General features: G+C 64.8%; 20 protein-coding genes. 6 read left to right on the top strand and 14 right to left on the bottom strand.

Translation table 11 applies throughout. The features are described from left to right. Positions 1 to 73 precede the first annotated feature (73 nt). The 3 genes from G8O24_RS13940 (at position 74) to G8O24_RS13930 (ending at position 2,723) form a co-directional block, all read left to right on the top strand. Positions 74 to 661: a GNAT family N-acetyltransferase gene (locus G8O24_RS13940; protein WP_188100088.1), complete on the top strand. Its 588-nt coding sequence runs from the start codon at positions 74 to 76 to the stop codon at positions 659 to 661. A gap of 146 nt (positions 662 to 807) precedes the next feature. Then, positions 808 to 1,197, top strand: a complete 390-nt coding sequence (locus G8O24_RS13935; RefSeq protein WP_188100086.1) for a RidA family protein — start codon at positions 808 to 810, stop codon at positions 1,195 to 1,197. 83 nt (positions 1,198 to 1,280) lie between these two features. Then, positions 1,281 to 2,723 carry a homospermidine synthase gene (locus tag G8O24_RS13930; RefSeq protein ID WP_188100084.1) on the top strand — a complete coding sequence of 481 codons (1,443 nt, stop codon included), beginning with the start codon at positions 1,281 to 1,283 and terminating at the stop codon, positions 2,721 to 2,723. A gap of 77 nt (positions 2,724 to 2,800) precedes the next feature. Here G8O24_RS13930 and G8O24_RS13925 read toward each other — a convergent pair whose 3' ends face one another. The 12 genes from G8O24_RS13925 to G8O24_RS13870 all read right to left on the bottom strand — a co-directional run bounded on the left by G8O24_RS13925 (position 2,801) and on the right by G8O24_RS13870 (position 11,720). Then, positions 2,801 to 3,541: an acetoacetate decarboxylase gene (locus G8O24_RS13925; protein ID WP_188100082.1), complete on the bottom strand. Its 741-nt coding sequence runs from the start codon at positions 3,539 to 3,541 to the stop codon at positions 2,801 to 2,803. A 116-nt stretch (positions 3,542 to 3,657) separates the two neighbouring features. Next, entirely contained in the window at positions 3,658 to 3,990 is a 333-nt protein-coding gene (locus tag G8O24_RS13920) for a hypothetical protein (protein WP_188100129.1), read from the bottom strand. Between the two features lie 96 nt (positions 3,991 to 4,086). Beyond that, the gene (locus G8O24_RS13915) at positions 4,087 to 4,806 is read right to left on the bottom strand and encodes an MgtC/SapB family protein (RefSeq protein WP_188100080.1); all 720 of its coding nucleotides are present in this window, start codon (positions 4,804 to 4,806) and stop codon (positions 4,087 to 4,089) included. A 121-nt stretch (positions 4,807 to 4,927) separates the two neighbouring features. After that, on the bottom strand, positions 4,928 to 5,947 hold the full coding sequence (locus tag G8O24_RS13910; protein WP_188100078.1) for a WD40 repeat domain-containing protein: 1,020 nt from the start codon (positions 5,945 to 5,947) through the stop codon (positions 4,928 to 4,930). Next, positions 5,947 to 6,996 carry a CobW family GTP-binding protein gene (locus G8O24_RS13905; protein ID WP_188100076.1) on the bottom strand — a complete coding sequence of 350 codons (1,050 nt, stop codon included), beginning with the start codon at positions 6,994 to 6,996 and terminating at the stop codon, positions 5,947 to 5,949. Before G8O24_RS13905 ends, G8O24_RS13910 begins: the two co-directional genes overlap by 1 nt. A 54-nt stretch (positions 6,997 to 7,050) precedes the next feature. Then, positions 7,051 to 7,914, bottom strand: a complete 864-nt coding sequence (locus G8O24_RS13900; protein WP_188100074.1) for a metal ABC transporter substrate-binding protein — start codon at positions 7,912 to 7,914, stop codon at positions 7,051 to 7,053. A gap of 2 nt (positions 7,915 to 7,916) precedes the next feature. After that, positions 7,917 to 8,786: a metal ABC transporter permease gene (locus tag G8O24_RS13895; protein WP_188100073.1), complete on the bottom strand. Its 870-nt coding sequence runs from the start codon at positions 8,784 to 8,786 to the stop codon at positions 7,917 to 7,919. 6 nt (positions 8,787 to 8,792) lie between these two features. After that, positions 8,793 to 9,548, bottom strand: a complete 756-nt coding sequence (locus G8O24_RS13890) for a metal ABC transporter ATP-binding protein (protein ID WP_188100071.1) — start codon at positions 9,546 to 9,548, stop codon at positions 8,793 to 8,795. A gap of 2 nt (positions 9,549 to 9,550) precedes the next feature. After that, positions 9,551 to 9,787, bottom strand: coding sequence for a hypothetical protein (locus G8O24_RS13885; protein ID WP_188100069.1), 237 nt, complete (start codon positions 9,785 to 9,787; stop codon positions 9,551 to 9,553). 44 nt (positions 9,788 to 9,831) lie between these two features. Beyond that, the gene (locus tag G8O24_RS13880; protein WP_188100067.1) at positions 9,832 to 10,332 is read right to left on the bottom strand and encodes a hypothetical protein; all 501 of its coding nucleotides are present in this window, start codon (positions 10,330 to 10,332) and stop codon (positions 9,832 to 9,834) included. Beyond that, positions 10,329 to 10,970 (bottom strand): permease, encoded by a 642-nt coding sequence (locus tag G8O24_RS13875; RefSeq protein ID WP_376708094.1) that lies wholly within the window; start codon positions 10,968 to 10,970, stop codon positions 10,329 to 10,331. Before G8O24_RS13875 ends, G8O24_RS13880 begins: the two co-directional genes overlap by 4 nt. Positions 10,971 to 11,123: 153 nt before the next feature. Then, on the bottom strand, positions 11,124 to 11,720 hold the full coding sequence (locus G8O24_RS13870) for a superoxide dismutase (protein ID WP_188100064.1): 597 nt from the start codon (positions 11,718 to 11,720) through the stop codon (positions 11,124 to 11,126). Between the two features lie 218 nt (positions 11,721 to 11,938). On the opposite strand from G8O24_RS13870, the gene G8O24_RS13865 reads away from it, so the two are divergent. Together G8O24_RS13865 and G8O24_RS13860 are read left to right on the top strand one after the other, a co-directional pair. Next, positions 11,939 to 12,466 carry a GNAT family N-acetyltransferase gene (locus G8O24_RS13865; RefSeq protein ID WP_188100062.1) on the top strand — a complete coding sequence of 176 codons (528 nt, stop codon included), beginning with the start codon at positions 11,939 to 11,941 and terminating at the stop codon, positions 12,464 to 12,466. A gap of 102 nt (positions 12,467 to 12,568) precedes the next feature. Further along, positions 12,569 to 13,009 (top strand): DUF2147 domain-containing protein, encoded by a 441-nt coding sequence (locus G8O24_RS13860; RefSeq protein WP_188100061.1) that lies wholly within the window; start codon positions 12,569 to 12,571, stop codon positions 13,007 to 13,009. Here G8O24_RS13860 and G8O24_RS13855 read toward each other — a convergent pair. After that, positions 13,006 to 14,160 (bottom strand): DUF3095 domain-containing protein, encoded by a 1,155-nt coding sequence (locus G8O24_RS13855; RefSeq protein ID WP_188100059.1) that lies wholly within the window; start codon positions 14,158 to 14,160, stop codon positions 13,006 to 13,008. The genes G8O24_RS13860 and G8O24_RS13855 overlap by 4 nt on opposite strands. A 220-nt stretch (positions 14,161 to 14,380) precedes the next feature. On the opposite strand from G8O24_RS13855, the gene G8O24_RS13850 reads away from it, so the two are divergent. Then, entirely contained in the window at positions 14,381 to 14,770 is a 390-nt protein-coding gene (locus G8O24_RS13850; protein ID WP_188100127.1) for a hypothetical protein, read from the top strand. 13 nt (positions 14,771 to 14,783) lie between these two features. Here G8O24_RS13850 and G8O24_RS13845 read toward each other — a convergent pair whose 3' ends face one another. Further along, on the bottom strand, positions 14,784 to 14,999 hold the full coding sequence (locus G8O24_RS13845; protein ID WP_188100057.1) for a hypothetical protein: 216 nt from the start codon (positions 14,997 to 14,999) through the stop codon (positions 14,784 to 14,786). Positions 15,000 to 15,116: the final 117 nt, after the last annotated feature.

The raw sequence follows: 15,116 nt of genomic DNA, 5'->3' as shown, positions 1-15,116 counted from the left end.
TGACATTTCGATCTGACGACGCCTTGAACAGGCGTGCCGCGCGCACGTCGATTCAAGCGGGGACTGACGCGCCATGACTGCTTTTCGGAAGCCACAGATCGCCCTCACCTCGAAAGCCGCTCCGTTCGCGATCCGAGCGGAGCGTGCTGCCGACGTCGCGATGCGTGAAGCGTTGCTGGATGCCTGTTTTGGCGAAAACCGCCATGACCGCACCTGCCAGCGCCTGCGCGACGGACGCGCACCTGCCGCCGGCCTCGCGCTGTCGGCTGTGCGCGAGGGGACACTCGTGGGAACCGTGCGGCTGTGGAACGTCAGCGCCGGAGGCAGGCCCGCGCTGGTCCTCGGACCGCTCGCAGTGGACCCTGCCTGCCGCGAGCTCGGGATCGGCGCCGCGCTGATGCAACAAGCGCTGGCCGCCGCCCGGGCGCGCGGGCATGACGCCGTGATCCTGCTCGGCGATGCGCCCTATTACGCCCGCTTCGGCTTCTCGGCCGAGAAGACCGGCGCGCTGCTGCTGCCCGGCCCGTTCGAGCGCGACCGCCTGCTGGCGATCGAATTCCAGGGAGGTAGCCTCGATGGCGCCGCCGGGATGATCGTTCCGACCGGCGCGGCCTTAGCCAAACGGAGGTCGGTTCGCGCCCTCCAGGCGCGCGCGGCCTAAGGGATAGCCATGATGGCGACGACGCAAGCCGCGCACCGCGGCCATGCCCGGCCGCGCCTGATCTGAGCTCGTTGCTTTGGGGTTGCGTGAGCCCCGGAAACGCCCTTTAAACCCACGAAATTCCCCTTTCAGTCGAGGCCGAACCCATGTCCCGCCGCCTGATTTCCACCGGCTCCCCCCTCGAGAAGAGCGTCGGCTACAGCCGCGCCGTGATCGACGGCGACTTCGCCTTCGTGGCGGGAACCACCGGCTACGACTACACCACGATGACGATGCCCGATGATGTCACGAGCCAGTCACGCAACTGCTTCAAGACCATCGAAGCCGCCCTGAAGGAGGGTGGATTCGAGATGGCCGACATCGTCCGTGCAACCTATTACGTCACCGACGCCAGCACCATCGATGCCCACTTCGCCGTCTGCGGCGAGGTTCTCGGTGACATCAGGCCGGCTGCGACGCTGCTCGTCGTCTCCGCCCTCGCCAAGCCCGAGATGAAGGTCGAGATCGAAGTCACCGCCAAGCGCCGCAGCACCTGAAAAGCGGCGCAGCACTTGAAAGGCGCCGCAGCGCCTGATCCACCCACCAATCGTCCGTCAGCACGTTCCGGAGAAACCATCCCATGAGCCCTCCCTCGCAGATCTACGCAAAGATCACTGGTCCCATCGTCATGGTCGGCTTCGGCTCCATCGGCAAAGGGACCTTGCCGCTGATCGAGCGGCATCTCGACTATGACAAGTCGCGCGTCACAGTGATCGATCCCAGGGACGAAGGCCGCAGGGCGCATTGCGAGAAGCACAATGTCCGCTTCATCCAGAAGGCCGTGACCCGGGACAATTACCGCGAACTGCTGACCCCGCTGCTCACCGAAGGCGGCGGCCAGGGCTTTTGCGTCAATCTCTCGGTCGATACCGGCTCGACCGACATCATGGAGCTCTGCAACGAGGTCGGCGCGCTCTATATCGACACCGTCAACGAGCCCTGGCTCGGCTTCTATTTCGACGCCTCGAAGGGCCCGGAAGCACGATCCAACTACGCGCTGCGCGAAGTGACGCTGGCCGCCAAGCGGGCGCGCCCGGCGGGCTCGACCACCGCCGTGTCGTGCTGCGGCGCCAATCCCGGCATGGTCTCCTTCTTCGTCAAGCAGGCGCTGCTCAACGTCGCCGCCGACCTGAAGCTCAATGCGCCCAAGCCGAAGACCAAGGCCGAATGGGCCGACCTGATGCGGCAGGCCGGCATCAAGGGCATTCATATCGCCGAGCGCGACACCCAGCGCGCCAAGAAGCCGAAGGAGCCCGACGTCTTCGTCAACACCTGGTCGGTGGAAGGTTTTCTGTCGGAAGGCATGCAGCCGTCGGAGCTCGGCTGGGGCACCCATGAGAAATGGATGCCCGAGAATGCGCATACCCATGAAGCCGGCTGCGGCGCGGCCATCTATCTGATGCAGCCCGGCGCCAACACGCGCGTACGCACCTGGTGCCCGACGCGCGGCGCGCAATACGGCTTCCTCGTCACCCACAACGAGTCGATCTCGATCGCCGATTATTTCACGGTGCGCGACGCCTCGGGCAAGGCGATCTACCGGCCGACCTGCCACTACGCCTATCATCCGGCCGACGACGCCGTGCTGTCGCTGCACGAGCTGTTCGGCCGCGCCGGCAAGATGCAGGAGAAGCACCACATCCTCGAAGAGGACGAGATCGTCGACGGCATCGATGAACTCGGCGTGCTGCTGTTCGGCCACGACAACAATGCCTACTGGTACGGCTCGCAGCTCTCGATCGAAGAGACCCGCGCGCTCGCGCCCTATCAGAATGCCACGGCCCTGCAGGTCACCTCCGCCGTGCTCGGCGGCATGGTGTGGGCGCTGGAGAACCCCAGGGAAGGCATCGTCGAGGCCGACGAGATGGACTTCGATCGCCTGCTGGAAATCCAGCTGCCCTATCTCGGCCCGGTGAAAGGTTTCTACACCGACTGGACGCCGCTCACCGATCGTCCCGGCCTGTTCCCGGAAGATATCGACACCAGCGATCCCTGGCAGTTCAAGAACATCTTGGTGCGGTGATTGCGCCCGACCACGGACCGACCAAAATGCCCGGCCTCAAGCCGGGCATTTTTGTTTCGCGAACCGCCTTTTGCGCCTTACTTCGCCAAATAGTCGAACGCGACGCTGCCGAGCCCGAGCGTCAGGTCGGCCTTGTAGTGCAGCGCCGAGATCACCTCGCGGACCGGCAGGCGGGCGACGTCACACAGCGCGTGGGGAAACAGGCCGAGCGCGGCGGGGCCGGTCCAGGCTTCCTTCAACGTGATGTCCTCGAGATGGAAGCGCACCAGCTCGCAGATCCGAGGGCTACCATCGACATGCGGGATGATCTTCAGGATGAAGTTCGGTGCCTTCATCGGCTGCAGCACCGCATCAAGGTCGACCTTGCGGTGCTTGTAGCCCATGGTCGCGGAGGCACAGAGCACCGAGCCATAATGCAGTGAGCCGACCAGCACGTCGCTCTCGACCTCGATCTTGGGCCGCGCCAGCTTCTTCGGAAAGCCCCACAGCTCGCGGCCGCCGGCGATCGGACCTTCGTCGTCGAGATACATCGCGTGAGTGTAGGCGCCGAGCTCACCCTTGAAGCGGACCGGGATTACCTGCCCGGTCTCGGTGTAATCGCCAAAACCGGTCGAGTCGGGCATGCGGATGAATTCGTATTTCACCACCGGCTCGGCCACCTCGAGCGGCTCCGGCACGATGGCGGCAAGGGCTTCGGGATCGGTCCTGTAGGTGATGATGAAATATTCGCGATTGAAGAAGCGATATGGTCCCGGCGGAAATGACGGGTTGGTGAGCGGCATCGAATAGGCGGTGCGGCGGACGTCTTCGATCTTCATGGAAGGCCCCATCTGTCCTAGGTCGGACAGATTATGGAGCGGGCCGCTGGCCGATGCGAGACGGTATAATCGGCACCTGCCGTCAAAAGCGCGTCACAATGAGCGGGTCCTCGGGCCTACTTTTCTTTGATCGGAGGCGCGACCTTCTCGGCCGGGGCCGGCGGCAATGCAGGCTTGGTCGCCGCGCCCTGCGTCTGCGGGTCGGGCCGCGCTGGCTCCGGGGCCGGCGTGGTCGGCCGGTCGCCGCCGGGTTTTGCCTCTGCGGGCGTCTTGTCCTGATCATTGGACGGCGTGCCCTGGAGGGGCTGGGTTGCCTGCGCTAATTCGGTCCTGCTCTCGGCACGGATTTGCGCCAGCGACATCACGGACACCACGACGCCTGCTGCGAACAGCGAACAGGCAATCATCAGGTCGAGCTTCAGGTTGCGCTTGTCGTTCTGGCCGGGCATGTCGATCACCGCCTTTATCCGGGGGATCAACGAAACTGGGGCGCGCCGGTTCCGGGGCCGAGCAGGCGGGAACCCGCGCCAGCCCAAACGCCGCGCTTACTCCGTCGTGCTGACTTCCCAGGTGGCGTGGCGGACACCGGGCAAATGCTGAAGATCGGTCGCGACCGCGTTCAGCTCGTTCGGATCCACCGCCGTCGCGACCAGCTTCGCGACGATCTCCAGCAGGTCGTCGTCGCCGATCTCGACCACCTCGATATCGGCCACCGAATATTTCGCGGCCTCGAGCTTGTCGACGAGGCGGTCGCGCATATCGGGGAGTGCGTCGGAGGTGACCGCGAGCTTGAAGTAATAGGTCGCCTCCAGCGCCTTCTCGTTCAGCGGAATGCGGTTGATGGCATTGACCAGCGGCCGCAGCATCGTGTTGCCGGCGATCACGAACACCGTGAGCGCCGCCGCCTGCGCGACCATATCGGCCCCGGCGCAGGAACCGACCGCGGCCGAGGACCACAGCGTCGCGGCGGTGTTGAGGCCTCGCACGTCCATGCCCTGCTTCATGATGACGCCGGCGCCCAGGAAGCCGATGCCGGAGACGACATAGGCAATCACCCTGACAGCGCCATCGGCGCCGTCCAGATGCATGGCGAGATCGACGAAGGCCGCAGCGCCGACCGCAACCAGCACGTTGGTACGGAGGCCGGCGGTGCGCTGGCGATATTGCCGCTCGGCGCCGATCAGCGTGCCCAGCACGAAGGCCGTGAACAGGCTGACCAGCGTGTCGAGAAAGTCAGCAAGCTGGAAGGTCGTGAGAAAGCGCATGAATGTCGGCCGCCGTAGGGTGGGCAAAGCGAAGCGTGCCCACGGCTTTTGTTAAAGGAGAAAGACCGTGGGCACGGCGCAAGAGCGCCTTTGCCCACCCTACGGCCTGACGGATGACCGTTTAAAGCTCCAGCAGCCCGCCGTCCCCATTTTCGTCGGCGAAGGCCAGCAGTGTGCCCTTGGCATTCCAGGCGAGCCCGGCGACCGGCGGCGTGCCATTGCGGCGGACCAGGATCTCCGCGCCGTCCTCCAGCCGCACCATCAGCACGGTGCCGTCGCTGTAGCCGCAGGCCAGAATGTCGTTCTTCGGGTGGCAGGCGACCACGGCGACGCGCGCCTGCAGCGGAGCCAGCATCGCGGGCTCCTTGCCCATCGGACCGTCCTTGCTGCCGAACGGCCAGATGATGACGGTGTCCGCGCCCGAGGTCGCCAGCCCCTTGCCGCCCGCGCTCCAGGACATCGAGCGGACGCGGCCAGGATAGCCGGTCATGCGCATGTGCCTGTTGTCGGCGAGACGCCAGCCATGCAGCGCCGCCTCATGCATGCTCGTGACCAGGAACTTGTTGTCCGGGCTGAAGGTGACGCCGAGATGGGAGCCGGCCCAAGGCAGGAATTCGGCCGAGCCTTCCATGTTGGGAAACCACAGCGTCGCGCCGTTGTAATGCGCGATCGCGAGCCGCAGGCCCTTCGGGGCGAACGCAAGGCCGCCGACGGTCGAGGGCACATCGAGCGACTTCTCCTCGTTCTTGCCGCTCTTGACGGTCGCGGTCTTGCCGGCCGACCAGGCGTAGGCGCCGTCGGGATGCAGCGCCACAGCATCGATCCAGCGTCGCTTCGGATCGGTGGCGAGCAGTGTCACCTCGCCATTGGCATCGAGCGCGACGACCTTGCCGTCGTCGCCGCCCATGATGAGGCGCTTGCCGTCGGAGGCGGTCGAGAGGATGCCGCCGCTGTGTACGGCGACCTTGCCGATCTCGCCCTTGGCGTCAACGAGCGCTACGTTCTCCTCGCCGCCGACGAAGGCGGCGCGAGGCCCGAGGAAATGCACCGAGGTCACGCCCATACCAATGGTCACAGGCTTGACGCGGTCGGTGACGGAGACGATCGAGGCGGAATCGGGAGGGGGCGTAAACTCTTTCATCACGAGACGATGCAGCTCTCAAAACCCTTGCGGATCGCCTCTTCGGGCAATTCGCGGCCGATGAAGACGAGGCGACTCTCGCGCTTCTCGCCGTCCTTCCACTTCCGCTGGTGGTCGCCCTCCAGCATCATGTGGACGCCCTGGAAGACGTAGCGGTCGTCGTCGTCGTGGAAGGCGAGGATGCCCTTGGAACGCAGGATCTTGCCGCCCTCGACCTGCACCAGGTTCTGCAGCCAGGGCATGAACACGTTTGGATCGAGCGGCTTGTCGGTCTTGAGCGACAGCGATTGCATGTCCTCGTCGTGATAGTGCTTCAGGCCGTGGCCGTGATCATGATGGTGATGATCGTGGTCGTGATGGTGGTGATGATCATGGTCGTGGTCGTGATCATCGGCCTCCAGGAACGAGGGCTCGATGTCGAGGATGCGGTCGAGGTCGAACGCGCCGCGGTCGAGCACGTCGGCCAGCGCCACCGAGCAGCGCTCGGTGCGATGCAGCTTCGCATAGGGGTTGATGCCGCGGATGCGGGCCTCGACCTCCGCCAATTCGCCCTTGGTGACGAGATCGGTCTTGTTCAGCACGATGACGTCGGCGAAAGCGATCTGGTTCTTGGCCTCGGGCGCGTCCTTGAGCCGGTCGGACAGCCATTTGGCGTCGGCGACCGTGACCACCGCATCGAGCCGGGCGTTCTTCTGCACGTCCTCGTCGACGAAGAAGGTCTGGGCGACAGGCGCCGGATCGGCAAGCCCTGTCGTCTCGACGATGATGGCGTCGAACTTGCCCTTGCGCTTCATCAACCCGTCCATGATGCGGACGAGGTCGCCGCGCACGGTGCAGCAGATGCAGCCATTGTTCATCTCGAACACTTCCTCATCGGCGCCGATGATGAGGTCGTTGTCGATCCCGATCTCGCCGAATTCGTTGACGATGACGGCGTATTTCTTGCCGTGGTTTTCCGACAGGATGCGGTTCAAAAGCGTGGTCTTGCCGGCCCCGAGATAGCCGGTCAGCACGGTCACGGGAATCTTCTGGGAGGTCGCTTCAGACATAACAACTCCGGACTATCGGGCTTTCGCGCGACGCCAGGCGGGGTGGCCCCTGCCTCATTGGTCAAGCGCGCTGGTCAGGGCCTTTATATTGTGCCTGACCATGTCAATGTAAGTGGGTGCAGGCCCCTTTTCGCCGGTCAAACTGTCCGAAATCAGGGTCCCGCCGACCTTGGCCCCTGTCTCGGCCGCGATCCGCCGGATCAGGCGATCGTCGCTGATATTTTCCAGGAAAACGGCGGGGATTTTCTGGGCCTTGATCTGGCCGATGATGGCAGCGATGTCCCGCGCGCTGGGCTCGGTCTCGGTGGAAACCCCAAGCGGCGCGATGAACTGGATGCCGTATTCGGCGCCGAAATAGCCGAAGGCGTCATGGGTGGAGATCACCTTGCGCCGCTCGGCCGGAATTTTGCCGATGGCCTCGCGGACCTCGCGGTCCAGCGCGTCGAGCTTGTCCAGATAGGCCTTTTCCTGGGTGCGGAAGAATTCCGCGTCGTCAGGGTCGGCGGCGGTGAGCGCTTTGGCGATGTCGGCGACGTAGATCCTGGCATTCGGCACCGACTGCCAGGCATGGGGATCGAGCGCCGCGCCCAGCTTCAACGGCGAGATACCTGCGCTTGCGGTGACCAGTTGCGCCTTGCTGCCGGAGGATTGAACGAGGCGCGGCAGCCAGCCCTCGAGGCCAAGCCCGTTAACGATGACGAGCCTCGCCTCGGCGATGCGCTTCGCATCGCCTGGCGCGGGCGTATAGACATGCACGTCGCTGTCGGGGCCGACCAGCGTAGTCAGGTTGATCCGGTCACCTCCGACGTTGCGGACGAAGTCGGCCAGGATCGAGAAGCTCGCGACGACGTTAAACCGTTCCGCGGCGTGCAGCGGCGAGACCATCAGAAGCGAGGCAAGGAGCAGCAGGAAGCGCACCGTCACGCCTCCAGATGCCGGCCGGGAAACATCTGCCTGACGACACCGCCGACGCGGCCGAACAGCACAGAGACGATGTAGAGCACCGTCGCCACCAGAATGATCGCAGGACCCGACGGCACGCGGGTCTGGAACGACAGCACGAGGCCGGCATAGCCTGCCACAGCCGCCGCGACGACCGCGATACAGATCATCGCGGTGAGATCGCGCGTCCAGAACCGCGCGATCCCCGCCGGCAGGATCATCAAACCGACCGCCAGCAACGTGCCGAGGGCCTGGAAGCCGTTGACGAGGTTGACGACGACGAGCGCGAGGAAGGCAAGATGCGCTGGCCCTCCGGCGCGGCTGACGGTGCGCAAAAACAGCGGATCGACGCTCTCGATCACCAGCGGGCGGTAGATCACGGCGAGCACGAGCAGCGTCACGGTGGCGTTGAAGGCGACCACCAGCAGCGTCTGGTCGTCCATCGCGAGGATGTTGCCGAACAAGACGTGCAGCAGGTCGATATTGGTGCCCTTGATCGAGACGATGGTGACGCCGAGCGCCAGCGAGGCCAGATAGAAGGTCGCGAGCGAAGCGTCCTCCTTCAGCCCGGTCGAGCGCGCGACGACGCCGGCGAGGATCGCGACCGCAAAACCCGCGATCAGGCCACCTGCCGTCATCGCGAACAGATTGAGGCCGGAAAGCAGGAAACCGATTGCGGCACCGGGCAGGATCGCATGCGCCATGGCATCGCCGACCAGACTCATCCGCCGCAGCATCAGGAACACGCCGATCGGCGCGCCCGCCAGCGACAGCGCGATCACGGCCGCGAGCGCCCGCCGCATGAACTCGAATTCGGTGAACGGACCGATCAGCGCGTCATAGACCATGTGCGATCACGCCGCTCGCGAACTGACGCCATCAGCCGCGCAGGCAGCGGCGGTGTCGTCGAAGGCCTCGCACATCCGCATCGCGACCATCAGGTTCTCGGGCGTCAGCACCTCCGCCGTCGGTCCCCACGCCACGGGGCCGCGCGCCAGAATCAGCGTCTCGCTGAAATGGGTGCGCACCATCTCCATGTCGTGGAGCGCGGCGAGCACGGTGCGGCCCTCGCCGTGCCAGTGTTTCACCAACGCGAGCAAATCGACCGTGGTCTTGCTGTCGATGGCGTTGAAGGGCTCGTCGAGCACGATCAGGCGCGCATCCTGAAGCAGCACGCGCGCGAACAGCACGCGCTGCATCTGCCCGCCGGAGAGCGTGCCGATGGGCCGGTTCTCGAATCCGTTGAGACCGACGGACGCAATCGCGCGCAGGATCTTCTCGCGCGCGGCCTTGCCGATGCCGCCGAACAGGGAGGTCGCCCGCCACAGGCCGGTTCCGACGAAATCGAACACCGAGATCGGGAAGGTGCGGTCGATGTCCGCGCTCTGCGGCAGATAGGCGATATCACGGGCGTCTAACCCGCCGAGATGGATGCTGCCGTCGAGCGGCTTGAGGATACCGACGATGCCGCGCAGCAAGGTCGACTTGCCAGCGCCGTTAGGGCCGATCACCGCGACCAGTGCGCCTGGCGCGACCTCGCCATTGAGATGGTGGACGGCCGGATGGCGGTCATAGCCGAGCGTGACGTTGCGGAACGCGAGCTGGGCCATGGTCACCTCATCGCCAGCCAGACGACGCCCCAGAGCGCGGCGCAGACCGCCGATGCGGCTGCGAGCCGGCCGGCCATGGTCATGCGCAGGATCGACCAGGGCGCGTCCTGGGCCGGATGCGGCGAGGCTGCGTCGTGGACATGGGCGTGAACGTGGTCGTGGCCGTGCGCATGCCCGTGGTCATGGGAGGGACCATGGGCGTGGTCGTGATGATGGGCGTGGGAGGCTGCGGGAACCATGCGGGGACGTTATAATATAACATTACGTCTGTCCACGCCGTGGGTCAGGGTTTGCCGATCACCATCGCGATGGCGGCCGCGACGAACGGGAATGGGACCGAAACGGCACAGCGGAACCAGACGAAACGGGCAGGCATGAATGGGATTTCCCACAAAATCACCCGTTGGAAGGCAAACAGAGCCCAGGCGACGACGTAGGCAACCACCTGAGGCACCCCGCCGCCCGACTTCAGCGCCACCGTGCCGATGGAAAAACCGATCACCGGCCCCCCAGGCGTGGCGGCGCCGGCGACCACGGCAGCCGCAACCCCGAGCCAGCCGCTGTCGGGGCCGAGCCAGCCTGATATGACCTCCTGCGGGATGATGGCGGCGATGTAGCCGGAGCCGATCACGCCGAGCGCAATGCGCGGCACGATGTTGATGAAATCCATCGTACCTTCGCGCAGCGAGGCCCTGAACACCGGCGGGCCGCGGCGAAAGGCGATCAGGCCGACGCCGAACACCGAGCCCCACAGCAGGATGTCGATGAGGAGCGCTGCGCTCAATTCTCGTCGTCCTTTGCGGGCGGCTTCGGATAGAGCCGGACATAGACAAAGCGGCCGAGCGCGCCTGCGAGCACCGGCAGCGGCAGTGAGATCACGATCCGCCACAGCGTGAAATCGGTGCCCATGATCGGGATCTCCCAGGCAACCGCGCGGCCGTAGCCGATCAGCGTCCAACTCACGACCATGGCGATGGTGGCGCCGAAATCGGCGCCGACCGCGAGCAGCGCGCTCGCCACCGGATAGGCGGTGAAGGGACCGCCGGGCAGGATCGCGCCGAAGGCGGTGCCGATCAGAAGGCCCATCAGGCCGGAGCTCGGCCCGAGCGAGCGGGAGACCTTTTCGTGCGGCAGGATCTCCGAAATGAAGGCCCCTAACAGGCAGCCCGCCAGCACGCGCGGCAGGATACCTCCGAACAACGAGAGATCGTGGGTGAGGATATCGAGGACGCCGTCGGTGCCGTCACGCCGCCAGACCAGAGCCACGCTCACGGCCACCAGTGCTGCGATGATGATGGTCGACCAGCCGATCGGCTTGCGCGCACGCCCCGGCCGCGGCTCGGAGTCCGCGTCTTCAGTGGGCACAGAACTTTTCGAAGGAGGCTCTGACAACGGGCAGGATCGACCGGATGGGATGCCCATCCTGATTAAGGGCGACGCTACGGCGATGCAAACGGAACGATGACAGACCCGTGCGCGCACCACGCAGAGCAATTCCGCACAGCAAAAAGGCGGCCGCGCGAGCGACCGCCTTCTCGGCATTCCGGGGCGCGCGAAGCGCGAACCCGGAGACCCTTACACCTTGTCGAACAGAGACTCGACGTATTCCCAGTTCACGAGGTTCTCGACGAACGCCTTGAGATAATCGGGACGGCGGTTGCGATAGTCGATGTAGTAGGAGTGCTCCCAGACGTCGACGCCGAGGATCGGGGTGGCACCGTGCACCAGCGGATTCTCGCCGTTCGGGGTCTTGGAGATCTCGAGCTTGCCGTTCTTGACCTGGAGCCAGGCCCAGCCCGAGCCGAACTGGCCGACGCCAGCCGCCTGGAAGTCGGTCTTGAACTTCTCGAAGCCGCCGAGGTCCTCGTTGATCTTCTTCTCGAGCTTGCCGGGCAGCTTGGTGCCGCCGCCATTGGGCTTCATCCAGCTCCAGAAGTGGATGTGGTTGTAGTGCTGGCCGGCGTTGTTGAACACGGCCGGATTCTTGCCGAACGAGCCCTTGACGATCTCCTCAAGGGACTTGCCTTCCCATTCGGTGCCCTTGAGCGCGTTGTTGCCGTTGGTGACGTAAGCCTGATGATGCTTGTCGTGGTGGAATTCCAGCGTCTCCTTCGACATGAACTGGCCGAGGGCGTCATAGGCGTAAGGGAGTGGGGGCAGCGTGAATGTCATGGGTTCTTGTCCGCAACTGGTGGGGAACGTGTTGTAACGATCACCCCTTATAGAAGGTTCCGGCGCCGTTAAATACCTCTGAATTTGCGAAAACGCGTGATGCGACCGATTGGCCGGATTGCACAAAATCGACGCGAGCGACCGTAAAATATCATTGCCTTTGAGGCGCTTATGGCAGAACGAACGCACCACGACGCGGAGATGCAGAAGAGAGGACGATGAGCATCGAGATCGACATTTTGAACGGCGACGCCGCGTGGAAGATCGCTGAACCGCTGCATCAGGCGGTCTGGGGTCCGCAACAGGTCGCGGACAAGCCCTGGAGAGACGTCAAATGGGCCAATGCCGATTTGCGCGTGCTGATCGAGGCGCCCGAGGACGGCCTCGTCTGCCATGTCGGCATCTACTTCCGCACCATCACCTGGAACGGACAGAAGGTACATGTCGGCGGCATCGGCGGCGTCTGCACGCGTGCGGATCGCCGTAACAGGGGCTATGCGACGATGGCGATCGACGCGGCGGTGCATACCATGCGTGCCAACGAGGCGGTTCGTTTTGCGCTGCTGTTCTGCGAGCCGCACAATGTCGCGTTCTACCAGGCCCGCAGCTGGCTGCCCTTCGAGGGCGAGGTCTATTGCGAGCAGCCGGAGGGACGAATCCGCTTCGACTACATGGCGCCCTATGTCTTCAACATCGTCCGCGCACCGACCCTCGGCACCATCGATCTTTGCGGCCTGCCCTGGTGAGAATTTCGCCGGGGCAAATGAGCGCAGGAATTTGCTGCCATCAGGCGTTGCACGATCCTGATTTGCTGCTATGGAGACGCCTCCATTTTCGAGGTTCCGCCCATGTCTCGCAGCTTTGCCGTTCTCACCGTCCTCCTGGCTGCCCTGTCGGGCGCGACGAGCGCGCAGGCGCAGAGCGCCGAGGTGGGCGGGACCTGGCTCACCCAGGCGGGGGACGCCCGCGTGAAGGTCAGCAAATGCGGCGGCGGCATCTGCGGCGTCATCGTCTGGCTGAAGGAGCCCTACGATACCGCAACGGGCAAGCCGGCGACCGACAGCAAGAATCCCAATCCCGCGCTCGCCAAGAGATCGATGATCGGATTGCCGCTGTTCTCCGGCATGCAGCCATCGGGGCCGAACAAATGGTCGGGCCAGATCTACAATGCCGACGACGGCAACACCTATGCGAGCAGCGTCACCGTGGCAGGCCCAGAGACGTTGCGGGTAGAAGGCTGCGTCGGTGCGCTCTGCGGCGGCGAGACCTGGACGCGGGCAGGCCGCTAACTCGCGGCCGCTGCCATCGCCTTCAACGCCGTTGCCGCCGAGGCGTAGCCGCCCCGTGCGCCATCGATGAAGTGCACGTGGTCGCTGCGCAGCGCCGAAGGCGTGAAGCAGGTCATCATCGCGGCATCCTGCGGATAAAGGCCGTAGCGCACGACGCCGTCGCGCGCGGCGCCGGCAAGACGATCGCTCAGGGTGCGCTCGAGCTCCGGTGTACAGTCGAGGATCATGCGCAGGCCGTCATCATATTTGCGGAAGTCGGAATTCTCGACCACTTGGCGCTTGTAGACTTTCGGCAGGAAGCCGCCGACCTCGATGTCGAAACGCATGAGCACATAGGCGAAAAACGTGAAAGCGAGCAGGCTGGCGCGGCGCTTGAGCAAGGAGCCGCCACGGATCGCCCGCGCCTCGTAGTCTAATCCCTGCGGCGGCCATTTCAGCGGCGGCCCCTGCGGCGGCACCGGACGGCCCGAATCCGGGCTGCGCTCGACCAGATGGATGATGTCCTCGATCACCTTGCGGAACGCGAACGGATCGGCGCCAGTAGCCGGTATCACCAGCACCGACAGGATCAGCCCGCGCGAGGCCGGCATCACCTCGAAACGGCACGACAGCCCGGAAAGATCGGGCTGCGTTCCTGCGGGCGCTTCCGCAATCGCGAACTCCCCACGCTTCATCGCGGCATCGGCGAAGGCGAGCCCGCCGCCGGAGAACATCGCATAGGACAGATTGGCCGACGGACCGAAGCGCGCCACCCGCACGTCGAGACCCTGGGCACGGATCGCGCGCAGCGGCACCAGCGCGATGCGCATTTTCAGATCGAGATCTTCCCGGACCCAGGTCGCCGTCGCGGCCAAGGCTTCGCGCGCCGCTTCGAGATCACCGGGCGCGACCGCAAAGCTCGCGCCATCGCCGCCGAACACGAAGGGAAATTCGCGCCCCTCCAGCGCATTCGTCACCGCCGCGATCACGGCGGCCCCGGCCATGTTGACCGCCTTGTAGCGCTGCGCGGCGATGGCCTTGGTGGAATCGACGATGTCGGCGACGCCGATGCACCAGTCGTCGGGCAGCGGCGAATACAGCGCAGGATCCATCAGGCTGGTGAAGCCGCGGAAGACGGGGATGCTCCCGTAAAAGGATTCGCCTGAGATCATCGCCTGGTGCCGGATGGTTGGAAAGCGCGTCCGAACGAGATACGTGGCAGGATCGACCGGGGTTCGTCTGATCGTCTCCCGTCCGGATTCGATCATTGGCCGAAATGGCGCCGGACAACAAGATCGCGCCGTGCCGCAATGCCGCAGGTCGTCATTGATCAGCATCAAACAGCCGGCCGGCCATCGCGCCTACGCTTCGACGACCTCAAAGCGGCACGGGATATCAGGGGTGTCTGACTTCGGCAGCAAGGATTCCGACCGTCCGGTTCGTCGACGTACCGGCCTTGACATCATCAGTGCCGTCAAGATGCCGGAGGGGCTGACTGCGGCCGTGGACGCCTGGGCCGAGGCCCGGCAACTATCGCGCGCGGATGCGATCTGCAAGCTGGTCGAGTTCGGTCTCAAGATCGCTCCGGCGGCGCCCGTGTCGCCGCACGTTGCGGTCTCATCGGACGCCGCCAGGATCGAAGAAATTGCCGTGCACGAGATCGAGGGGCTGCTCGATCCCGCCCTCCCCGAGGACGAACGCGAACGCCGCATTCGCCGCCTGACCGAGGGACCGCCGGAATTCTCGCACGAGCGGATTGATCTGCCGAAACCCCAGACCTAGGCATCAACGCGCGCTAATGCAGCTTCTCGTCCTGGCGCTTGCGCAAGGCGGGTGATGGCGCATCGTGACAGCCGATCAGCCGCACGAATTGCTGCGGATACATTTCGTGGCCGTGGCTGCCCGAGTTTTGGTGCGACATCGGCAGGCAACGGACATCGTTCAGTTTTGCGGGCGAAGGCTCCGCAGCTGTCCGGCCGTGACTCGCGACGGTCATGTGAGGATTGGCCATAGACTGCTCCTTATCGTTTAGGGCAGTTCGATTGACGTAACTCAATCGATGATAGACCATCTTACGACCAAATCCGGCTCGATGTCATTGTGGCGGATCAATCCGATTGCGGCGGCA

It is taken from the genome of Bradyrhizobium campsiandrae (assembly GCF_014529705.1).
Taxonomy (GTDB): domain Bacteria; phylum Pseudomonadota; class Alphaproteobacteria; order Rhizobiales; family Xanthobacteraceae; genus Bradyrhizobium; species Bradyrhizobium campsiandrae.
This window is presented reverse-complemented; position numbering and strand designations above follow the sequence as displayed.